Annotated in this window: 15 protein-coding genes; 7 read left to right on the plus strand and 8 right to left on the minus strand. The window is 64.1% G+C overall.

From position 1 onward, the window contains the following. The first annotated feature begins 66 nt into the window (after nucleotides 1–66). Together PAN08_RS03825 and pip are read left to right on the plus strand one after the other, a co-directional pair. Nucleotides 67–1,329: an erythromycin esterase family protein gene (locus PAN08_RS03825; protein ID WP_269790211.1), complete on the plus strand. Its 1,263-nt coding sequence runs from the start codon at nucleotides 67–69 to the stop codon at nucleotides 1,327–1,329. Nucleotides 1,330–1,469: 140 nt separating this feature from the next. Further along, complete coding sequence (gene pip / locus PAN08_RS03830) at nucleotides 1,470–2,414, plus strand: prolyl aminopeptidase (RefSeq protein ID WP_269790212.1); 945 nt, start codon at nucleotides 1,470–1,472, stop codon at nucleotides 2,412–2,414. Nucleotides 2,415–2,527: 113 nt separating this feature from the next. Here the strand turns inward: pip and PAN08_RS03835 are convergent, their stop codons facing one another. From PAN08_RS03835 to PAN08_RS03850, 4 genes are read right to left on the minus strand one after another with little or no spacing between them, the layout of a single operon-like run. Further along, nucleotides 2,528–3,334, minus strand: coding sequence for an N-formylglutamate amidohydrolase (locus PAN08_RS03835; RefSeq protein WP_269790213.1), 807 nt, complete (start codon nucleotides 3,332–3,334; stop codon nucleotides 2,528–2,530). Continuing rightward, on the minus strand, nucleotides 3,315–3,866 hold the full coding sequence (locus tag PAN08_RS03840) for an NUDIX hydrolase (RefSeq protein WP_269790214.1): 552 nt from the start codon (nucleotides 3,864–3,866) through the stop codon (nucleotides 3,315–3,317). The genes PAN08_RS03835 and PAN08_RS03840 overlap by 20 nt, the downstream gene beginning before the upstream one ends. Further along, entirely contained in the window at nucleotides 3,863–4,810 is a 948-nt protein-coding gene (locus PAN08_RS03845) for a 5'-3' exonuclease H3TH domain-containing protein (protein ID WP_269791160.1), read from the minus strand. Before PAN08_RS03845 ends, PAN08_RS03840 begins: the two co-directional genes overlap by 4 nt. Continuing rightward, entirely contained in the window at nucleotides 4,798–5,373 is a 576-nt protein-coding gene (locus PAN08_RS03850) for a nitroreductase (RefSeq protein ID WP_269790215.1), read from the minus strand. Before PAN08_RS03850 ends, PAN08_RS03845 begins: the two co-directional genes overlap by 13 nt. Nucleotides 5,374–5,686: 313 nt before the next feature. On the opposite strand from PAN08_RS03850, the gene PAN08_RS03855 reads away from it, so the two are divergent. Together PAN08_RS03855 and PAN08_RS03860 are read left to right on the plus strand one after the other, a co-directional pair. Then, nucleotides 5,687–8,002, plus strand: coding sequence for a DUF1631 domain-containing protein (locus PAN08_RS03855; RefSeq protein WP_269790216.1), 2,316 nt, complete (start codon nucleotides 5,687–5,689; stop codon nucleotides 8,000–8,002). A gap of 82 nt (nucleotides 8,003–8,084) precedes the next feature. Further along, nucleotides 8,085–9,188: an NAD(P) transhydrogenase subunit alpha gene (locus PAN08_RS03860; protein ID WP_269790217.1), complete on the plus strand. Its 1,104-nt coding sequence runs from the start codon at nucleotides 8,085–8,087 to the stop codon at nucleotides 9,186–9,188. 493 nt (nucleotides 9,189–9,681) lie between these two features. Here the strand turns inward: PAN08_RS03860 and PAN08_RS03865 are convergent, their stop codons facing one another. Genes PAN08_RS03865 through PAN08_RS03875 form a run of 3 tightly spaced genes read right to left on the minus strand, consistent with a single transcriptional unit; the run spans nucleotide 9,682 to nucleotide 11,020 of the window. Continuing rightward, the gene (locus tag PAN08_RS03865; RefSeq protein ID WP_269790218.1) at nucleotides 9,682–10,113 is read right to left on the minus strand and encodes a DUF3106 domain-containing protein; all 432 of its coding nucleotides are present in this window, start codon (nucleotides 10,111–10,113) and stop codon (nucleotides 9,682–9,684) included. After that, nucleotides 10,110–10,466: a hypothetical protein gene (locus PAN08_RS03870; protein ID WP_269790219.1), complete on the minus strand. Its 357-nt coding sequence runs from the start codon at nucleotides 10,464–10,466 to the stop codon at nucleotides 10,110–10,112. The genes PAN08_RS03865 and PAN08_RS03870 overlap by 4 nt, the downstream gene beginning before the upstream one ends. 5 nt (nucleotides 10,467–10,471) lie before the next feature. Further along, entirely contained in the window at nucleotides 10,472–11,020 is a 549-nt protein-coding gene (locus tag PAN08_RS03875; RefSeq protein ID WP_332840087.1) for an RNA polymerase sigma factor, read from the minus strand. Between the two features lie 134 nt (nucleotides 11,021–11,154). Between PAN08_RS03875 and PAN08_RS03880 the strand changes: the two genes are divergently transcribed. Genes PAN08_RS03880 through PAN08_RS03890 form a run of 3 tightly spaced genes read left to right on the plus strand, consistent with a single transcriptional unit; the run spans nucleotide 11,155 to nucleotide 13,384 of the window. Then, complete coding sequence (locus tag PAN08_RS03880) at nucleotides 11,155–11,457, plus strand: NAD(P) transhydrogenase subunit alpha (RefSeq protein WP_057633060.1); 303 nt, start codon at nucleotides 11,155–11,157, stop codon at nucleotides 11,455–11,457. Further along, nucleotides 11,454–11,951 (plus strand): hypothetical protein, encoded by a 498-nt coding sequence (locus PAN08_RS03885; RefSeq protein ID WP_269790221.1) that lies wholly within the window; start codon nucleotides 11,454–11,456, stop codon nucleotides 11,949–11,951. Before PAN08_RS03880 ends, PAN08_RS03885 begins: the two co-directional genes overlap by 4 nt. Continuing rightward, nucleotides 11,948–13,384, plus strand: coding sequence for an NAD(P)(+) transhydrogenase (Re/Si-specific) subunit beta (locus PAN08_RS03890; RefSeq protein ID WP_269790222.1), 1,437 nt, complete (start codon nucleotides 11,948–11,950; stop codon nucleotides 13,382–13,384). Before PAN08_RS03885 ends, PAN08_RS03890 begins: the two co-directional genes overlap by 4 nt. Before the next feature lie 8 nt (nucleotides 13,385–13,392). Here the strand turns inward: PAN08_RS03890 and PAN08_RS03895 are convergent, their stop codons facing one another. Further along, nucleotides 13,393–14,331, minus strand: a complete 939-nt coding sequence (locus PAN08_RS03895; protein ID WP_269790223.1) for an AraC family transcriptional regulator — start codon at nucleotides 14,329–14,331, stop codon at nucleotides 13,393–13,395. Nucleotides 14,332–14,621: the final 290 nt, after the last annotated feature.

Consider the following 14,621-nt stretch of genomic DNA (forward strand, 5'->3'; position numbering starts at 1 on the left):
TTTGCCGTGACAGCGGGGCGGCGGCGCACCTAGGATCGGGACGCAAACTTCCACCCTGGATGCCCGATGAAACGATTGCCGCGTGTTGTTTCCCTGCTGGTGTTGTTGCTGGTCTGCCTGCCCGTTGTGACCTGCGCAGCCGATGCGCCGCTACATCCGTTGCGTGCGGCTATTGCTGAGCAGGATGACTTTGCCGACTTGGCACCGTTGGGCGAGGCCATTGGCGACAAGCGCATCGTGATGCTGGACGAACTCACCCATGGCGAAGGCAACATCTATGCCTACAAAGCCCGCGTGGTGCGTTACCTGCATGCACAAAAGGACTTTGATGTGCTGGTGCTGGAAAGTGGCCTGTTCGACGTAGCGCGCTTGTGGCAGTTGCGCCAGCCGGTGCGCCCGCTGGCACCGGGCAACATTTTCTACATGTATGCCAACAGCGCCGAAGTCTTGCCGTTGTTCGACTACCTGGATGCGCAACGCAGCAGCGCACGTCCGCTGGAACTGGCGGGTTTGGACGGACGCCTGAGCGGCGGTCTGTCGAAGACGGTGCTTGTGCCGCAGTTGCATGCGCATCTTTCGCGGCAACCGTTGGATGCTTCGCAGACGCTCCGGCTGGCGCGCCATCTGGAACAGCTGCAGCGTCTGCTCAATGGCCAGTTGGCCATGGCAGACGCGGCAACGCAGGTGCAGTTCCTGCAAGACGGGCAATGGCTGGACACCTTGCTGCCCGCGCCCGATAGCGACCACGGCACGGATGTATTCAACAGCGACGGCTTCTGGCGGCGTGTCAACGTCAGCCTGCAGCGCATGGCTGAAGTGGCATGGGAGCGCAGGCCGTTCGACGAACATGACCCGGTGATGGCCGGCAACCTGCAATGGCTAATGGAGCAGGCCTACCCGGGGCGCAAAATGGTGGTGTGGGGGCACTACGCGCATCTCAATCGCCTTGGCGGTTATCGCGAAGGACATGCTGGCGGATTGCCGCCGGTGGACAACGTTACCCGCGCGCTGTCTGCAGCGTTGCAGGCGCAGACATACGTGCTGCATTTTGCTGGTGCGCGGGGGCGCTATCTCGACTATGTCGATCAGCGTGTGATTGATGTGCCGATCAAGCCGGGTCTGCTGGAACCTGCATTGACTGCGGCATCACCGAGCGGTGCGCTGTTCGTCGATCTGCAGGCGGGCGCATTGCCGGGCGAGAGTGATCCGACGGCGCGGTTGTGGAGCATGGATTACCAGGAGACTTTGTCGTTGCCCGAAGCACGGAAACGGTTCGATGGCCTGCTGTTGCTGGACCGGATCACGCCGTCGACCTATCAGCCGCGTTGAATCGTGCAACGAAAGCCCTCCTCCCGCAGGAGAGGGGTTGGGGCAGGCCGCCAAGCTCAGCAACCCCGTACAAACACTTCGCAAACATCGCGAAAACAGGCCTGCGCTAAACTAGCGAATCCGTTTCCCGCGAGGTCGCCATGCGCACGCTCTACCCCGAAATCACCCCTTACGAAACCGGCACGCTGCAGGTCGATGGCCGCCACACGCTGTATTTCGAGCAGTGCGGCAACCCGGATGGCAAGCCGGTGGTGATGCTGCATGGTGGTCCCGGCGGCGGTTGCTCGGACAACATGCGTCGTTTCCACGATCCGGCCAAGTACCGCATCATCCTGTTCGACCAACGTGGCGCCGGCCGCTCCACCCCGCACGCTGATCTGGTGGACAACACCACCTGGGATCTTGTTGCCGATATCGAAAAGCTGCGCGAGAAGCTGGGCGTCACACAGTGGCAGGTGTTCGGCGGCAGCTGGGGTTCCACCCTGGCGCTGGCCTATGCCGAGACCCACCCGCAGCGCGTGACCGAACTCGTGCTGCGCGGCATCTTCATGCTGCGCCGCTGGGAACTGGAATGGTTCTATCAGGAAGGCGCCAATCGCTTGTTCCCGGATGCGTGGGAGCACTACCTCAAGCCGATCCCGGCGGTGGAACGTCACGACCTGATCTCCGCCTTCCATCGCCGCCTGACCAGCGACGACGAAGCCACGCGTCTGGCAGCGGCCAGGGCATGGAGTGTGTGGGAAGGCGCGACCAGTTTCCTGCATGTGGATGACGACTTCATCAACAGCCACGAAGACCCGCAGTTCGCGCTGGCGTTTGCGCGCATCGAGAACCACTACTTCGTCAACGGTGGCTTCTTTGAAGTGGAAGATCAGCTGCTGCGCGACGCGCACAAGATCGCGCATATCCCGGGCGTGATCGTGCACGGCCGCTACGACGTGGTATGCCCGCTGGCCAACGCCTGGGAACTGCACAAGGCTTGGCCGAAGGCGGAGCTGCAGATTTCACCGGCCTCGGGTCACTCGGCATTTGAGGCTGAGAACGTGGATGCGCTGGTGCGCGCTACCGATTCCTTCGCCGGCTAAAACGGAACAGGGCTCTGCCGGTTTTTCCGGGAGAGCCCCTGCGAAGTGGAGTTAGGTTCCGCTCAGGCCATTTCACGAGTGTTGGGAGTGCCTTTGCTGAGCGCGGCTCGGCACTACCGTTGCAGCAAGCTGGTCTGCAGAGTGCGGAAGAGGCGCTCCAGGCGTTCGGCCCAGGCCTGTTGCCCAGCAGCGTCGGCAATCAGGTCCTGGCGGATCTCCAGCTCCACGTGCACCAGGCCGCGTGCTTCGCCGTGGACCGGGACGGCGTAGTCGCTGTGGGTGTTCACCGAATACGGCTGGTTGTCGCCGACCACCAGATCGCCTTCGTCACGCAGTGCCTGCAGCAACGCATGGGCAAAGCGCGTGTCCTGGTGATAGAGCACCCCGGCATGCCACGGGCGCTGGAAGCCGTTCATTGCCGGTGTGAAGCTGTGCATCATCACCAACAACGTGGGAATACTCGCATCGCGGCGGCGATCCAGCTCGGCGTTGATATGGGCGTGGTACGGCGCGTGGATCGCAGCGATGCGTTGCTCGCGCTGCGCATCACTCAAGCCGATGTTGCCGGGAATGGCCGTGCCGTCGCTCACTTCGGGAATCAACGTCGGCGAAACCAGCGGCCGGTTGCAATCGATCAGCAGCCGCGAGTAGGTCTGTTCAATGGCCCAGGCGTCCAATCGCTGTGCCAACGCGCGGGTGGTGCCGGCAATGCCGATATCCCAGCCGATGTGACGATCCAGCTCGGTCTGCGCCAAGCCCAGTTCGTTCAGTGCCGCCGGCACGCGTTGGCCGGCATGGTCGGCCAACAGCACGAACGGTGAAGTGCCGTGCGGGTTGTGCACGGTGAACACCGCCGGGTCGTCAACGCCGAGTAGCGGCAGGGAGGTTTGCAGGCCGGAATCAGCCACGCGGCCTCCCATCGAGGTGGTGCTCGATCATCCACAGGCCGGCCCACAGCTTGGCGTCCAGTTCGTAACCTTCGCCCATTTTTTCCACCAACCACGCTGCGGCGCGGCTGCGCGCAATGGTGTGCACCGTGATGTCCTCGCTGGCATCGCCACCGCCGTTGCCAACCTTGCGCAGGCCAGTGGCACGTACGAAGGCGATCTTCTCGCTGCTGGCGCCGGACGAAGTGGGGCCGATCATCAGTACCTCGGCGTGGCTGGCGGTCCAGCCGGTTTCTTCTTCCAGCTCGCGTACGGCCGAATCCTCGATGGATTCGCCCGCGGTGATGTCACCCACCAGCCCGGCCGGCATTTCGATGGTGCGTGCCTGCAGCGGTACGCGGAACTGTTCGACGAACAGCACCTCGTCGTTCGGTGTCACCGCGATGATGATCGCGGCCAGCCCACCGGCGTGTGTGCGCTCGCTGTATTCCCAGGTGCCGCGCACGACCATGCGTTGATACTTGCCTTCGTAGACGACGCGGGGCGCTTCGGTTTTCTGGCTCATGCGAACTCGTTTGCGGGAGAAGAGGGGGATTCAATGCCCGCCGCTGCCAGTAGCCGGCGCCGGGTCAGCGGGCCAAAGCGCAGCGCTTCGCATAGACCGCCGAGCATGTCGGCATCGGCAGGGCTGCGCACGAACGCGGGCTGTGCATTGGCCAACGGTGCTTGGATGGCAATGGTGGTCAGCTGACGGAACAACAACACCTGCTCGCGTTGTTCGCGCAGGCGTACGGCCATGGTGGCGGCACCGCGCAGGCGCAGGAACGGCACTTCGTCGATGCGCTCCAACAGTGCGTCCAGGCTGCCGAAATGGGCCAGCAGTACCGCTGCCGATTTGGTGCCGATGCCGGACACGCCAGGGATGTTGTCCACCGCGTCGCCACACAGCGCCAGGTAGTCGGCCATCTGGTGTGCATGCACGCTGTGGCGCGCCTTCACACCGGCAGCGCCCCAGCGTTGGTTGCGGGCGTAGTCCCATTGTTCGTCGTGTTCGAGCAGCAGCTGCGACAGGTCTTTGTCGGCCGAGACGATCACGCCGCGCAGGGTGTGTTGGTGGCCGGCCTGCAGCGCGCTGCCAATCAGGTCGTCGGCCTCGTATTCGCGGTCGGCCAACACATCCAGGCCCAATGCCGCGCACAGCGCCTTGCAGTGAGCGAACTGGCGGCGCAGTTCATCCGGTGCCGGGTCGCGGTTGGCCTTGTAAGCCGGGTAAAGCGCGTGCCGGAAGCAGCTGTCCAGCGCTTCGTCGAAGGCCACGGCGATGTGGCGGGGACGCTCGCGCTCCAGCAGGTCCAGCAGGAAGCGTGCAAAGCCGTGCACGGCGTTGACCGGCCAGCCCTGGCTGTCCTGGAACTCATTGGGCATCGAGTGCCAAGCGCGGAAGACGTAGAGGCTGGCGTCGATCAGATAGAGCGGCTGCCGCGCTTGCACGGCACTCACGGCTGCCAGTCCTGCAGCAGCGTTGCCGGATCGGGGCGGTCGCGATCGGGGATGACCAGCTTTGGCGTGCCGATATGGATGAAACCGATGATGCGTTCGTTCTCGACCAGACCCAGATGACGGCTGACCTCAGCGTCGTAGGCCATCCATGCGGTCAGCCACTGTGCACCGAAGCCTGCGCCCTGTGCTGCCTGCAGCAGCGCAAAGCACACACAGCCGGCGGTCAACAGCTGTTCCTGCGCCGGCACCTTGTGCTCCGGCTGCAGGCGGGCGATGACCGTAACGATCAGCGGCGCATGCGAAAACCGCAGGCGGTCTTTTTCGACCACCGCCTCGGCAGCCTGCGGATCACGCTGGCGGCTGCGCTGGGCCAGAAATTCGCCCAGAGCGTGACGCGCATCGCCGCGCAATTGCAGGAAACGGTACGGCACCAGCTTGCCGTGGTCGGGTACGCGCACTGCGGACTGGAGCATGCGCAGTAGGGTGTCCGCGTCCGGGGCAGGCTCGCTCAGTTGCCTGGATGGGACCGAAAGGCGTTGGTCCAGCGCTTGCATGAAGCAGTTGTCGGGCATGACTCACCGGTGGGGAAACACGGCCATGGATTATAGACGGCGGTGCCATAACGGCCCGTTGGCGGTTGCGGCCGGCAATTCTGTGCACTCCGTCGGGCGGCTGAATACCGCAGGATTCGCCAATATCCCGCAGCACGCTTAGCATGTCGGCTTATGCCGGCACGCCGGCCATGAGGTATGAAGTGCGCACTGCATCACTGACCCTGTTCAGCTTCTCCGCCTACCATGCGCACGCGGGTTCAGGGGCCGCGTCTGCAATCAACCATCCGTTTTCCAGAATGCCAGCGCCTTACAGGGTGTGGAGCCTTTGCGCATGATCTCCAATCCGCATCCCGCCGGTCAGCCCGGCCGTAACCCGAACCTGCTGGTGCTTTCGCGCGAGGCGGCTTTGCCGATGCTGTCGCAAGCCTTCGGCAAGGTGCTGGCCGGCTTTGACGACGTATTGTTCGACCGCGCCGAAACTGCCGGTCCGTCGCAGCTGGCCTTCCTGGACGGCATGCGCGAGCTGCGCCGGCGCCGGGAAGAAATCGCCCAGCGTTTCGGTACCCATCTGCAGCAGGCCTGGTCGGCGCTCGAAGCTGGCACTCCGCTGTCGGCTGACAGCGTGTTGGCCGGGCAGAGCGACGGTGGCCTGAGCCTGGTGCCCGAGCACGTTCTTGAATCGCGTCTGGCGGTGCGTAATTTCGCCACCGTTCTGCTGCGCGACTGGAAGCAGGTGCTGGCGCGGCTGGATCACCGCCTGGCGTGGATCAGCGGCGTGCCTGCGCTGGACGCGGATACCAACCCCATCGGCCCCGAGCACATCGGTGTGGCCGTGCATGAAGCGTTCTATACCTGCGAACTGGCGCCGGAAGTGCGGCTGGTGCTGTTCAAACTGTGCGAACGCGAGTTCGCCGTGGGTATCGGCAAGCTGTACGAATCGGTGGACGAACGCCTGGCCCAGGCCGGCGCCGCGCCAGAAGTGCCGGCACCGCGCCGTGCCGCGCCTGCGCGCCCAGCGGCAGCGCAACCGCAGCAGGACGAAGATGACAGCCAGGACGCCGGTCATGCGCCCATGTGGGCGCAGCGTTTCTCCGAACGTTGGAGCCAGCGCCGTAGCAGCATGTCCGGCGCTGCCGGCCACGACGCTGGTGGCGCAGCGGCAGGCGGCGGTTTTGATGAGGACGGCGGCTTTGGCAACCACCAGAGTGTGGTGCTGGAGGCGCTGCATGAACTGTTGGCGCAGACCCGCCAGACCCGCGAGGGCGTGAGCGCCGCAGGCGCTGCGCTGAACAACGCCAACGCTCAGCAACGTTCACTCAACCAGCGCGAAATGATGTCGGTGCTGTCGCTGCTGCAAGCCACGCCCAGCGCCACGCTGCGCGCAGCGGTCGGCGAAGACGGCGAATCACTGGCGCAGCGGCTCAAGAGCGAAGTGCTGTCCGGTGCTACCCGTCTGGGTGTCGATCCGGCGCAGGCGCACTTGGACCCGCAGGACGAAGACGCCATCGACCTGGTGGGCATGCTGTTCGACGTGATGCTGGACGAGCGTGATCTGGAGGGCCGTTCGCGTGAGCTGATCGGCCGCCTGGTGGTGCCCTTCGTCAAGGTCGCCATGCTGGACCGGCGCATGTTCGTGCAGAAAACCCATCCCGCGCGCAAGTTGCTCAACTCGCTGGCAGAAGCCTGCGAAGGCAATGCCGGCGAAAGCCAGGCTGAGCGCGCGCTGATGGGCAAGGTCGAAGAAATCATTGAAAGGTTGACCGCCGAGTTCAACGAGAACCTGGCGATCTTCCTGACCCTGGAAGAAGAGTTCCGCGAGTTCCTCTCCCAGCACCGTCGCCGCATCGAGATTGCCGAGCGCCGCGCCGCTGAAACCCAGCGCGGCCAAGAGAAGCTGGAAATGGCGCGCAGCCGTGCCGGTACCGAACTGGACAAGCGTGTGGAAGGCACCGCGCTGCCGAAGGCGATCAACGACTTCCTGCGCCAGCCGTGGAGCCATCATTTGACGATGACGCTGCTGCGCGAAGGTGACGAGGGCGAGGGCGTGGCCGAGGCCTTGAAGCTGGCCGACGACATGCTGGAAGAGGTGGGGCAGGCGCGCCGGCACATTGTCGGCAAGCCGTGGCTGCAAGCCTGCCAGCCGGCCTTGCGCAAGGTATTTTCCAGCGTAGGCCTGCATGGTGACGGCGGCAGCAGTGCAATCGATGCCCTGCATGACACATTGCAAGCCATCGCCGAGGCCCGTCCCGAACTGGAACGCGCGCTGCCCGAGCTGCCGCAGGTGGCTTTGCCGAGCCCGCCGGTACAGGAAGCGCCTGCCATCGAGTTTGGCAACAGCGCCAAGGCCGAGGATTTCGATGACGCCGACGCCGAACGTTTCCGCCGCATGGAAATCGGCACCTGGCTGGACTTCATCGACAAGGACGGCAAGATGCAGGCCGGCAAGCTGTCCTGGGTGAGCCCGATCTCCTCGCGCCTGCTGTTCGTCAGCCGCCGTGGCATCCGTTTCTGCGTGGCCTCGCCCGAAGAACTGGCGGTGATGGTGCGGCTGGGCCGTTTGCGCCCGCATGTGGACGACGGTGCCTTCGACAGTGCCATGCAGGGCGTGCTCGACCGACTGGAGCCGCAGGCCACCCCGGCCAACTGACCCGCGTGCGGCAGGCAATCTGCCGCAGTGCTTCGGCTTTGCTACGATCCGGGTGTTTATCCACTGCGCATCGGGTACCGGAATGGCCGTTGATGTACGGGTGTTGAAGGAAGCTGCAAGCGGCGAGCGGCGCGTTGCCGCCACGCCGGAGACAGTGAAGAAGTTGCTGGCCGCTGGCGCACGGGTGCATGTGCAACCCGGCGCGGGCCAGTCCGCAGGTTTCACCGACCAGTCCTACCTGGACGCTGGGGCACAGATTGACGATGCACTGGAGCAGGGTGAACTGGTGCTGTGCGTACAGACGCCGCCGCCAACGGTGATCGCGCGCCTCAAACAAGGCGCCACGCTGGTCGGCATGCTGCATCCACAGGCCGACAGCGAACGCAGCAGCGCCCTGCAGTCACGCCAGCTGCAGACCTTCCCGTTGGAACGTCTACCGCGCACCACGCGCGCGCAGGCGATGGACGTACTCAGTTCGCAGGCCGGTATGGCTGGCTACAAAGCGACCTTGATCGCCGCGCAGCTCGCACCGCGGTTTTTCCCGATGCTGACCACGGCTGCCGGCACCATCCGCCCGTCCAAGGTATTGATCGTCGGTGCGGGTGTGGCCGGTTTGCAGGCCGTGGCCACGGCCAAGCGGTTGGGCGCGCAGGTGGAAGGTTTCGATGTCCGCCCGGAAACCCGCGAGCAGATTGAATCATTGGGTGGCAAGTTCCTGGACCTGGGCGTCAGTGCCGCAGGTGAGGGTGGTTATGCCCGCCAGCTGACCGACGACGAGCGTGCCGAGCAGCAGCGCCGTCTGGCCGAACACCTGAAAGGTGTGGACGTGGTGGTCTGCACCGCCGCGGTGCCGGGGCGTCCGGCACCGAAGATCATCACTGCGGCGATGGTGGACGGCATGCGCCCAGGCAGTGTGATTGTCGATCTGGCCGCGGAAACTGGTGGCAACTGCGAGGCAACCCGGCCAGGTGAAACCGTGGAGGTTGGCGGTGTGACCGTGTCAGGGCCACTGGACCTGGCCAGCATGGGCGCTGTGCATGCCAGCGAGATGTACGCGCGCAACGTCTACAACTTCGTCGCGCTGTTCCTGAAGGACGGCGCGTTGCAGTTCGATTGGAACGACGAGTTGCTGGCAAAGACGGTATGGCCCGCGCGGCCGGCCGGTGGAGAGATTCCGCCGGTTTGAGGCGGGCGCTGGTGGGGTGGGACAAGCGCGCCAGGGCAAGCGCCAAGAGCGCCCTCATCCGGTGCTTCGCACCCCCTTCTCCCGCAGGCGGGAGAAGGGATGTGGTTCCGCTTGAGGCGAAACGTTCGCAGCCCGGAACAGTCAGGTAACACCGAGCGACTCCGCTCTCTTCTCCCGCAAGCGGGAGAAGGGAGGGGGTTCTGCTTGAGGCGAAACGTTCGCAGCCCGGAACAGTCAGGTAACACCGAGCGACTCCGCTCTCTTCTCCCGCAAGCGGGAGAAGAGATGGGGTTCTGCTTGAGGCGAAACGTTCGCGGCCCAGAACAGTCAGGTAACACCGGGCGATGTGGCTCCCTTCTCCCGCTTGCGGGAGAAGGGGGTGCGAAGCACCGGATGAGGGGAGCCTTTGACGTTCCGCTTCCGCGTAGAAAATCGTCAAACCAGCGAAGGTTTCATCGCAGCTGACGGGCCCCTCTACGAGGGATTCCTTTCCTCAGCGCTGCGACCGCGCCGGTGGCGGATTTGCTTCCACCCACTGCCGGCGCTGCTCTGGCGTCATCTTCTGCCATTGGTCGTGCAGCTGCTGGCGTTGCTCTTTACCCATGCCACGCATTCTGGCGAACAACGCCTGCGCCTCACGGCGCTGCTGCGGTGCCATATGCTCGAAGCGATGCATGCCTCGACGGGCTTGTTCGCGTTGTTCCGGCGTCATCTGCTGCCAGCTGCGCGCATGGTCGTAAACGCGCTGGCGGCGCTCGGGCGACGCATTCCAGCGGTCGCGCATGGGGGCGACCAAGGTTTCGCGCTGGGCAGGACTGAGCTGGTCCCATTCCGGTAGCGGCTGCTGCGCCATGGCGGGCGCGCTGGCCAAGGCCATCAACAAGGGCAGAAGCAGACGGGATGTCAGGGTCTTCATGGTCTTCATTCCATTGCCAAGGCGCCGTCCGAGCCCAGCCAGAGGTACAGCTCCGGGCTTTCGTCGAATAGCAGGGTGTCATCGGAGGTGTCGTCGCTGGTTACCGCTGCGGTGCTGGCGGGCAGGACCGGCGGTGCGGTGTTGTTGAAGCGCGCCGCCACGGTTACGGCCAGTACCGCCGAGCAGGCGGTGGCCAGCCACCAGCCACGGCGGCGCCAGGGCGATGCGGCGGCATCGGCCGAGGTGGCGTGCTGACGTGCCTGCCGCAGCCGCGACAGCGTGACCGGCGAGAGTGCACCTTCAGCATGTTGCTGCAGCTGCCGCAGCGATTGGTCGAAATCGTCGTGCGGGGGTGTGGGCATGCGATTCACCGCGAGGCCTCCAGTTGTTTCTGCAAAGCGTCGCGCGCGCGCGACAGGTGGGTTTTGACCGAGCCTTCCGAACAGCCCATGGCTTTGGCCGTGGTGGCGACATCCAGCTCCTGCAGCACGCGTAGTCCGAAAGCTTCGCGCTGGCGTGCCGGTAGCTGGCGTAGTGCCTGCACCAGCCGCGCATAGTCCTGCTGCTGCTCGTGCTGTTGCGCCGGGCCGGCGGTTTCGTCTGCCCAGTCGATGGCGCTGTCCTGGTCCTGCTCTTCCTGCGGTGCCCAGAACTTCAGGCGGAAACTGCGGCGGCGCTGCAGGTCGATGATGCGGCGGCGCAGGATGCTCCAGAACAGCGGTGTCCATTCTTCGGACGGATGCTCGCGGTAACCGAGCATGCGCTCCATTGCGTCCTGCACCGCGTCTAGCGCATCGTCACGCTGGCGCAGTCCGGCCTCGGCGAAGCGGAACGCACGCGGGCCGATGCCCGCCAGGAAGGCATCCAGCGAGGCGGGCGGGGCGATGGACGTCAGGGGCGGGCTGGTCACCAGCACAGGGTAGCGTTCCGGTCGGTACTGGGGGTGTTAACGCCCGAGAGCCGGATTGGTTGACACCGCAACGGTCGCATCGCCTTGACCAGCATGGTTATGATGCCGGGCAGGCCGTTCCAGCCTCGGAGAGAGCAGCAATGAGCGATGGGTTCGTGGCGTTGTATATCTTCATGCTGGCAGCCATTGCCGGCCATGTGATCATTTCGCGGGTGCCGGTGATCCTGCATACCCCGTTGATGTCCGGTTCCAACTTCATCCACGGCATCGTGTTGATTGGCGCGATGGTGGTGCTGGGCCATGCCGACACCACGCTGGAGAAAGCCATCGGCTTCATTGCCGTGGCGCTGGGCGCAGGCAATGCCGCCGGTGGTTATGTGGTTACCGAGCGCATGCTGGAAATGTTCAAAAGCTCCAAGAAGCCGGACGGGAAGGGACAATGAGCGCGATGGCGTCTGCCCCGACCGCGCACCGCTGGGATGCGCGGCAGGTTTTCCAGTGGCTCAGTTATCTGCAGTACCCCGCATTGCTGGTGGCCCTGGCGTATGCGGCGCGGCCGCTCTTCAACGGCATGCAAGGCATGCTCGATGCCTACAACAGCGCCTTGCTGTATGCCGGCGTGGGCATTGGCATGGCGTCGCTGCAGGACCCCACCAAGACGCAGAACAAGGTTTCCCGGAAGGTATGGGAGGACCCGCGCAAGGGTCGCTTCATGCTCTGGCTGATCGCACTGCAGACGCTGGTGCCGACCGTGCTGGGCCTGCTGGGTGCGGCTTTGGCCGATTCCACGGCGTTGAGCCAGCTTTCGTTGGGTCTGGTGGCTTTCGGCCTGGGCATGATCGGCCTGCTGAAAACAGCCATCGAGATGCGTGAACACCATCGCCTGGACAAACAGGTTGGCAAGCAAGAACGCAGTATTTCGGAGGCGGGTGCATGAGCATGCAGGTGCTGGTAAATACGAGTTATCTGGTGGCCGCGACGTTGTTCCTGTTGGGCCTGCAGCGCATGGCATCGCCCAAAACCGCACGCAGCGGCATCCACTGGGCGGGGCTGGGCATGTTGATTGCCACCGTTGCCACGTTCTTCCTGCCGGGCCTGCAGAACATCGCGTTGATCATGGTGGCGTTGCTGCTGGGCACCGGGTTGGCGTGGGTGTCGGCCAAGAAGGTGGCCATCACCGACATGCCGCAGATGGTGGCGCTGTACAACGGCATGGGCGGTGGTTCGGCCGCGGCCATCGGTGCGGTGGAACTGCTGCGTTTTTCGGATGTGGCCAATCGCGATACCAGTCATTGGAGCGCGCAGGCCATCGCTGATCTGGCCGCACGACAACCGTCAGCCACGGTGCTCGCACTGGCGGTGATTGGCTCGGCGATTGGTGCGGTGTCGCTGTCCGGTTCGATCATCGCGTGGGCCAAGCTCGACGGTCGTTTGGATAAGCGCGTTACCTTCCCGGGGCAGCAGGTGTTCAATCTGCTGGTGGCCGTGGCGATGGTGGTGCTGGGCGTGTGGGCAGCGGTCAGCCTGCAGCCGGTAGCGATCATCAGCTTCTTCGTGGTGGCGCTTGCGTTGGGCGTGTTGATGACACTGCCTATTGGCGGTGCCGACATGCCGGTGGTGATTTCGCTGTACAACGCGTTCACCGGTCTGGCGGTGGCGTTTGAAGGTTATGTGCTCGGCAACGAGGCGTTGATCATCGCCGGCATGATGGTCGGTGCCGCCGGCATCTTGCTGACGCGATTGATGGCCAAGGCCATGAACCGGCCGATCAGCGGTGTGCTGTTTTCCAACTTCGGTGGAGGCGGCCAGGGCGCGGAAATCAGCGGTAGTCAGAAGCCGATTGAAGCAGCTGATGTGGCAGCGATGATGGCCTTTGCCGAGCGCGTGGTGATCGTGCCGGGTTACGGCATGGCGGTGGCCCAGGCACAGCACAAGATCTGGGAACTGGCGCAGCGTTTGATCGAGCGCGGGGTGAAGGTAAAGTTCGCCATCCACCCGGTGGCCGGGCGCATGCCCGGGCATATGAACGTGCTGCTGGCCGAGGCCGGTGTGCCGTACGACCTGATCACCGATATGGATGACATCAATCCCGAGTTCGCGGTCACCGATGTGTCGCTGGTGATCGGCGCCAACGACGTGGTCAACCCGGTCGCCAAGACGGACCCGACCAGCCCGATCTACGGCATGCCGATTCTTGACGTGGTCAATTCCAAGAACACCATCGTCATCAAGCGCGGCAAGGGGACGGGCTTTGCCGGCATCGAGAATGCGCTGTTCTACGCCGACAACACCCGCATGCTGTACGGCGACGGCGCAGAAGCGGCCAGTTCATTGGTCAGCGAATTGAAGGCGCTGGACGGCGGGCATTGAGCTCAGGCTCAGTGCGCCAGCGTCGCTTCGCCGGTGCGGAGTTGTAACGCATCGTCGGTGGTCAGGCCGAGGTGCCCGTGCACTGAAATCATTGCACGGGCGCCACGTCGCGCTTCGCTGGTGGTGCAGCCGAATGCATGTTTGAACGCACGGCAGAAGGCGCTTTCGCTTTCAAAGCCGAGTGCGTCGGCAATCTCGCAGACCGACATGTCGGTGGAACGCACCAACTCCCACGCGCGCTGATGGCGCAGGCGGGTGGCGTATTCGCAAGGTGTCTCACCGAATACTTCGCGGTACACGCGGATCAAATGGGTGGGGGAATAGTTCGCGATGGCGGCAAGCCGGGTCAGGTCGATGCGGTCATCGACATTGCAGCGGATCAGGTGCTGCACGCGGAGCAGGCGCAACAAGGTCTGGTGCCGGCGTAATGCGGTGCGTCCGCTGCAGCGATCCATCTGTTGGTGCTGCGCATCCTGGTGTTCGACGATGGCATCGCGCAGCCAGACCATGTTGTCGACCACTTCCCCCCCGTCGCTGTTTTTCTTGTACCAGTGCGTACGCGCGATATGTACCAAGGGCCGGGCAAGTTGCGTGGGGCAGTGGGTTTCCACGGGGATCAGGCTGGTATCGCAAGGAGTACTGTGCGGCAGTTCGCGCCACAGTTGCGCTGGTGCCGCCACGCACAGCCACCAGCAAGGCGTGCGGCTCACATGGCGCACGCCACCGTCCAACCATAACTGTTGATGGTGAGAGGTCAGTTGCCAAGGGGTATCACCATTGCTCAGTTCCAACACGCCGCGCAACACCAGAGTGATGCTGATCCACCCAGTCGGAATAGACAGGCGCGATCCGCGACCGTTGCCGACAATGGCATGCACCTTCGCATGTTGCTGCGCGTGCAGATCCAATGACTGGGCGCCGTGCAAAAGGTGATGCTCGATTCTCACAGTTTTTCCATGGCTGGCGTGGCGGGAAGCCGGCGGTGCGGTGGAATGGCGGGAAGGCGAAGCAGTGCGAATGCAGTCAGACGAGGGACAATAGGCGACCAATGCTTGGAGCAAGGCGCAGGCAAAATCACCGTACGCATGTTCGCGGAATCACATGTGAAAAAGTGATGAAAAAAAGAAGCCCGGACAGACCGGGCAGTTCCGGAATGTCCTTGCTTGCCCCGGTACGTTGAAGGGCTGAGAAAGGCCGCGCCTGGGAGAGAGTTGCCAGGTTTCCGGACAGCTCTATG

Origin of the sequence: Stenotrophomonas sp. Iso1 (assembly GCF_027497995.1) — a bacterium.
Taxonomy (GTDB): Bacteria; Pseudomonadota; Gammaproteobacteria; order Xanthomonadales; family Xanthomonadaceae; genus Stenotrophomonas.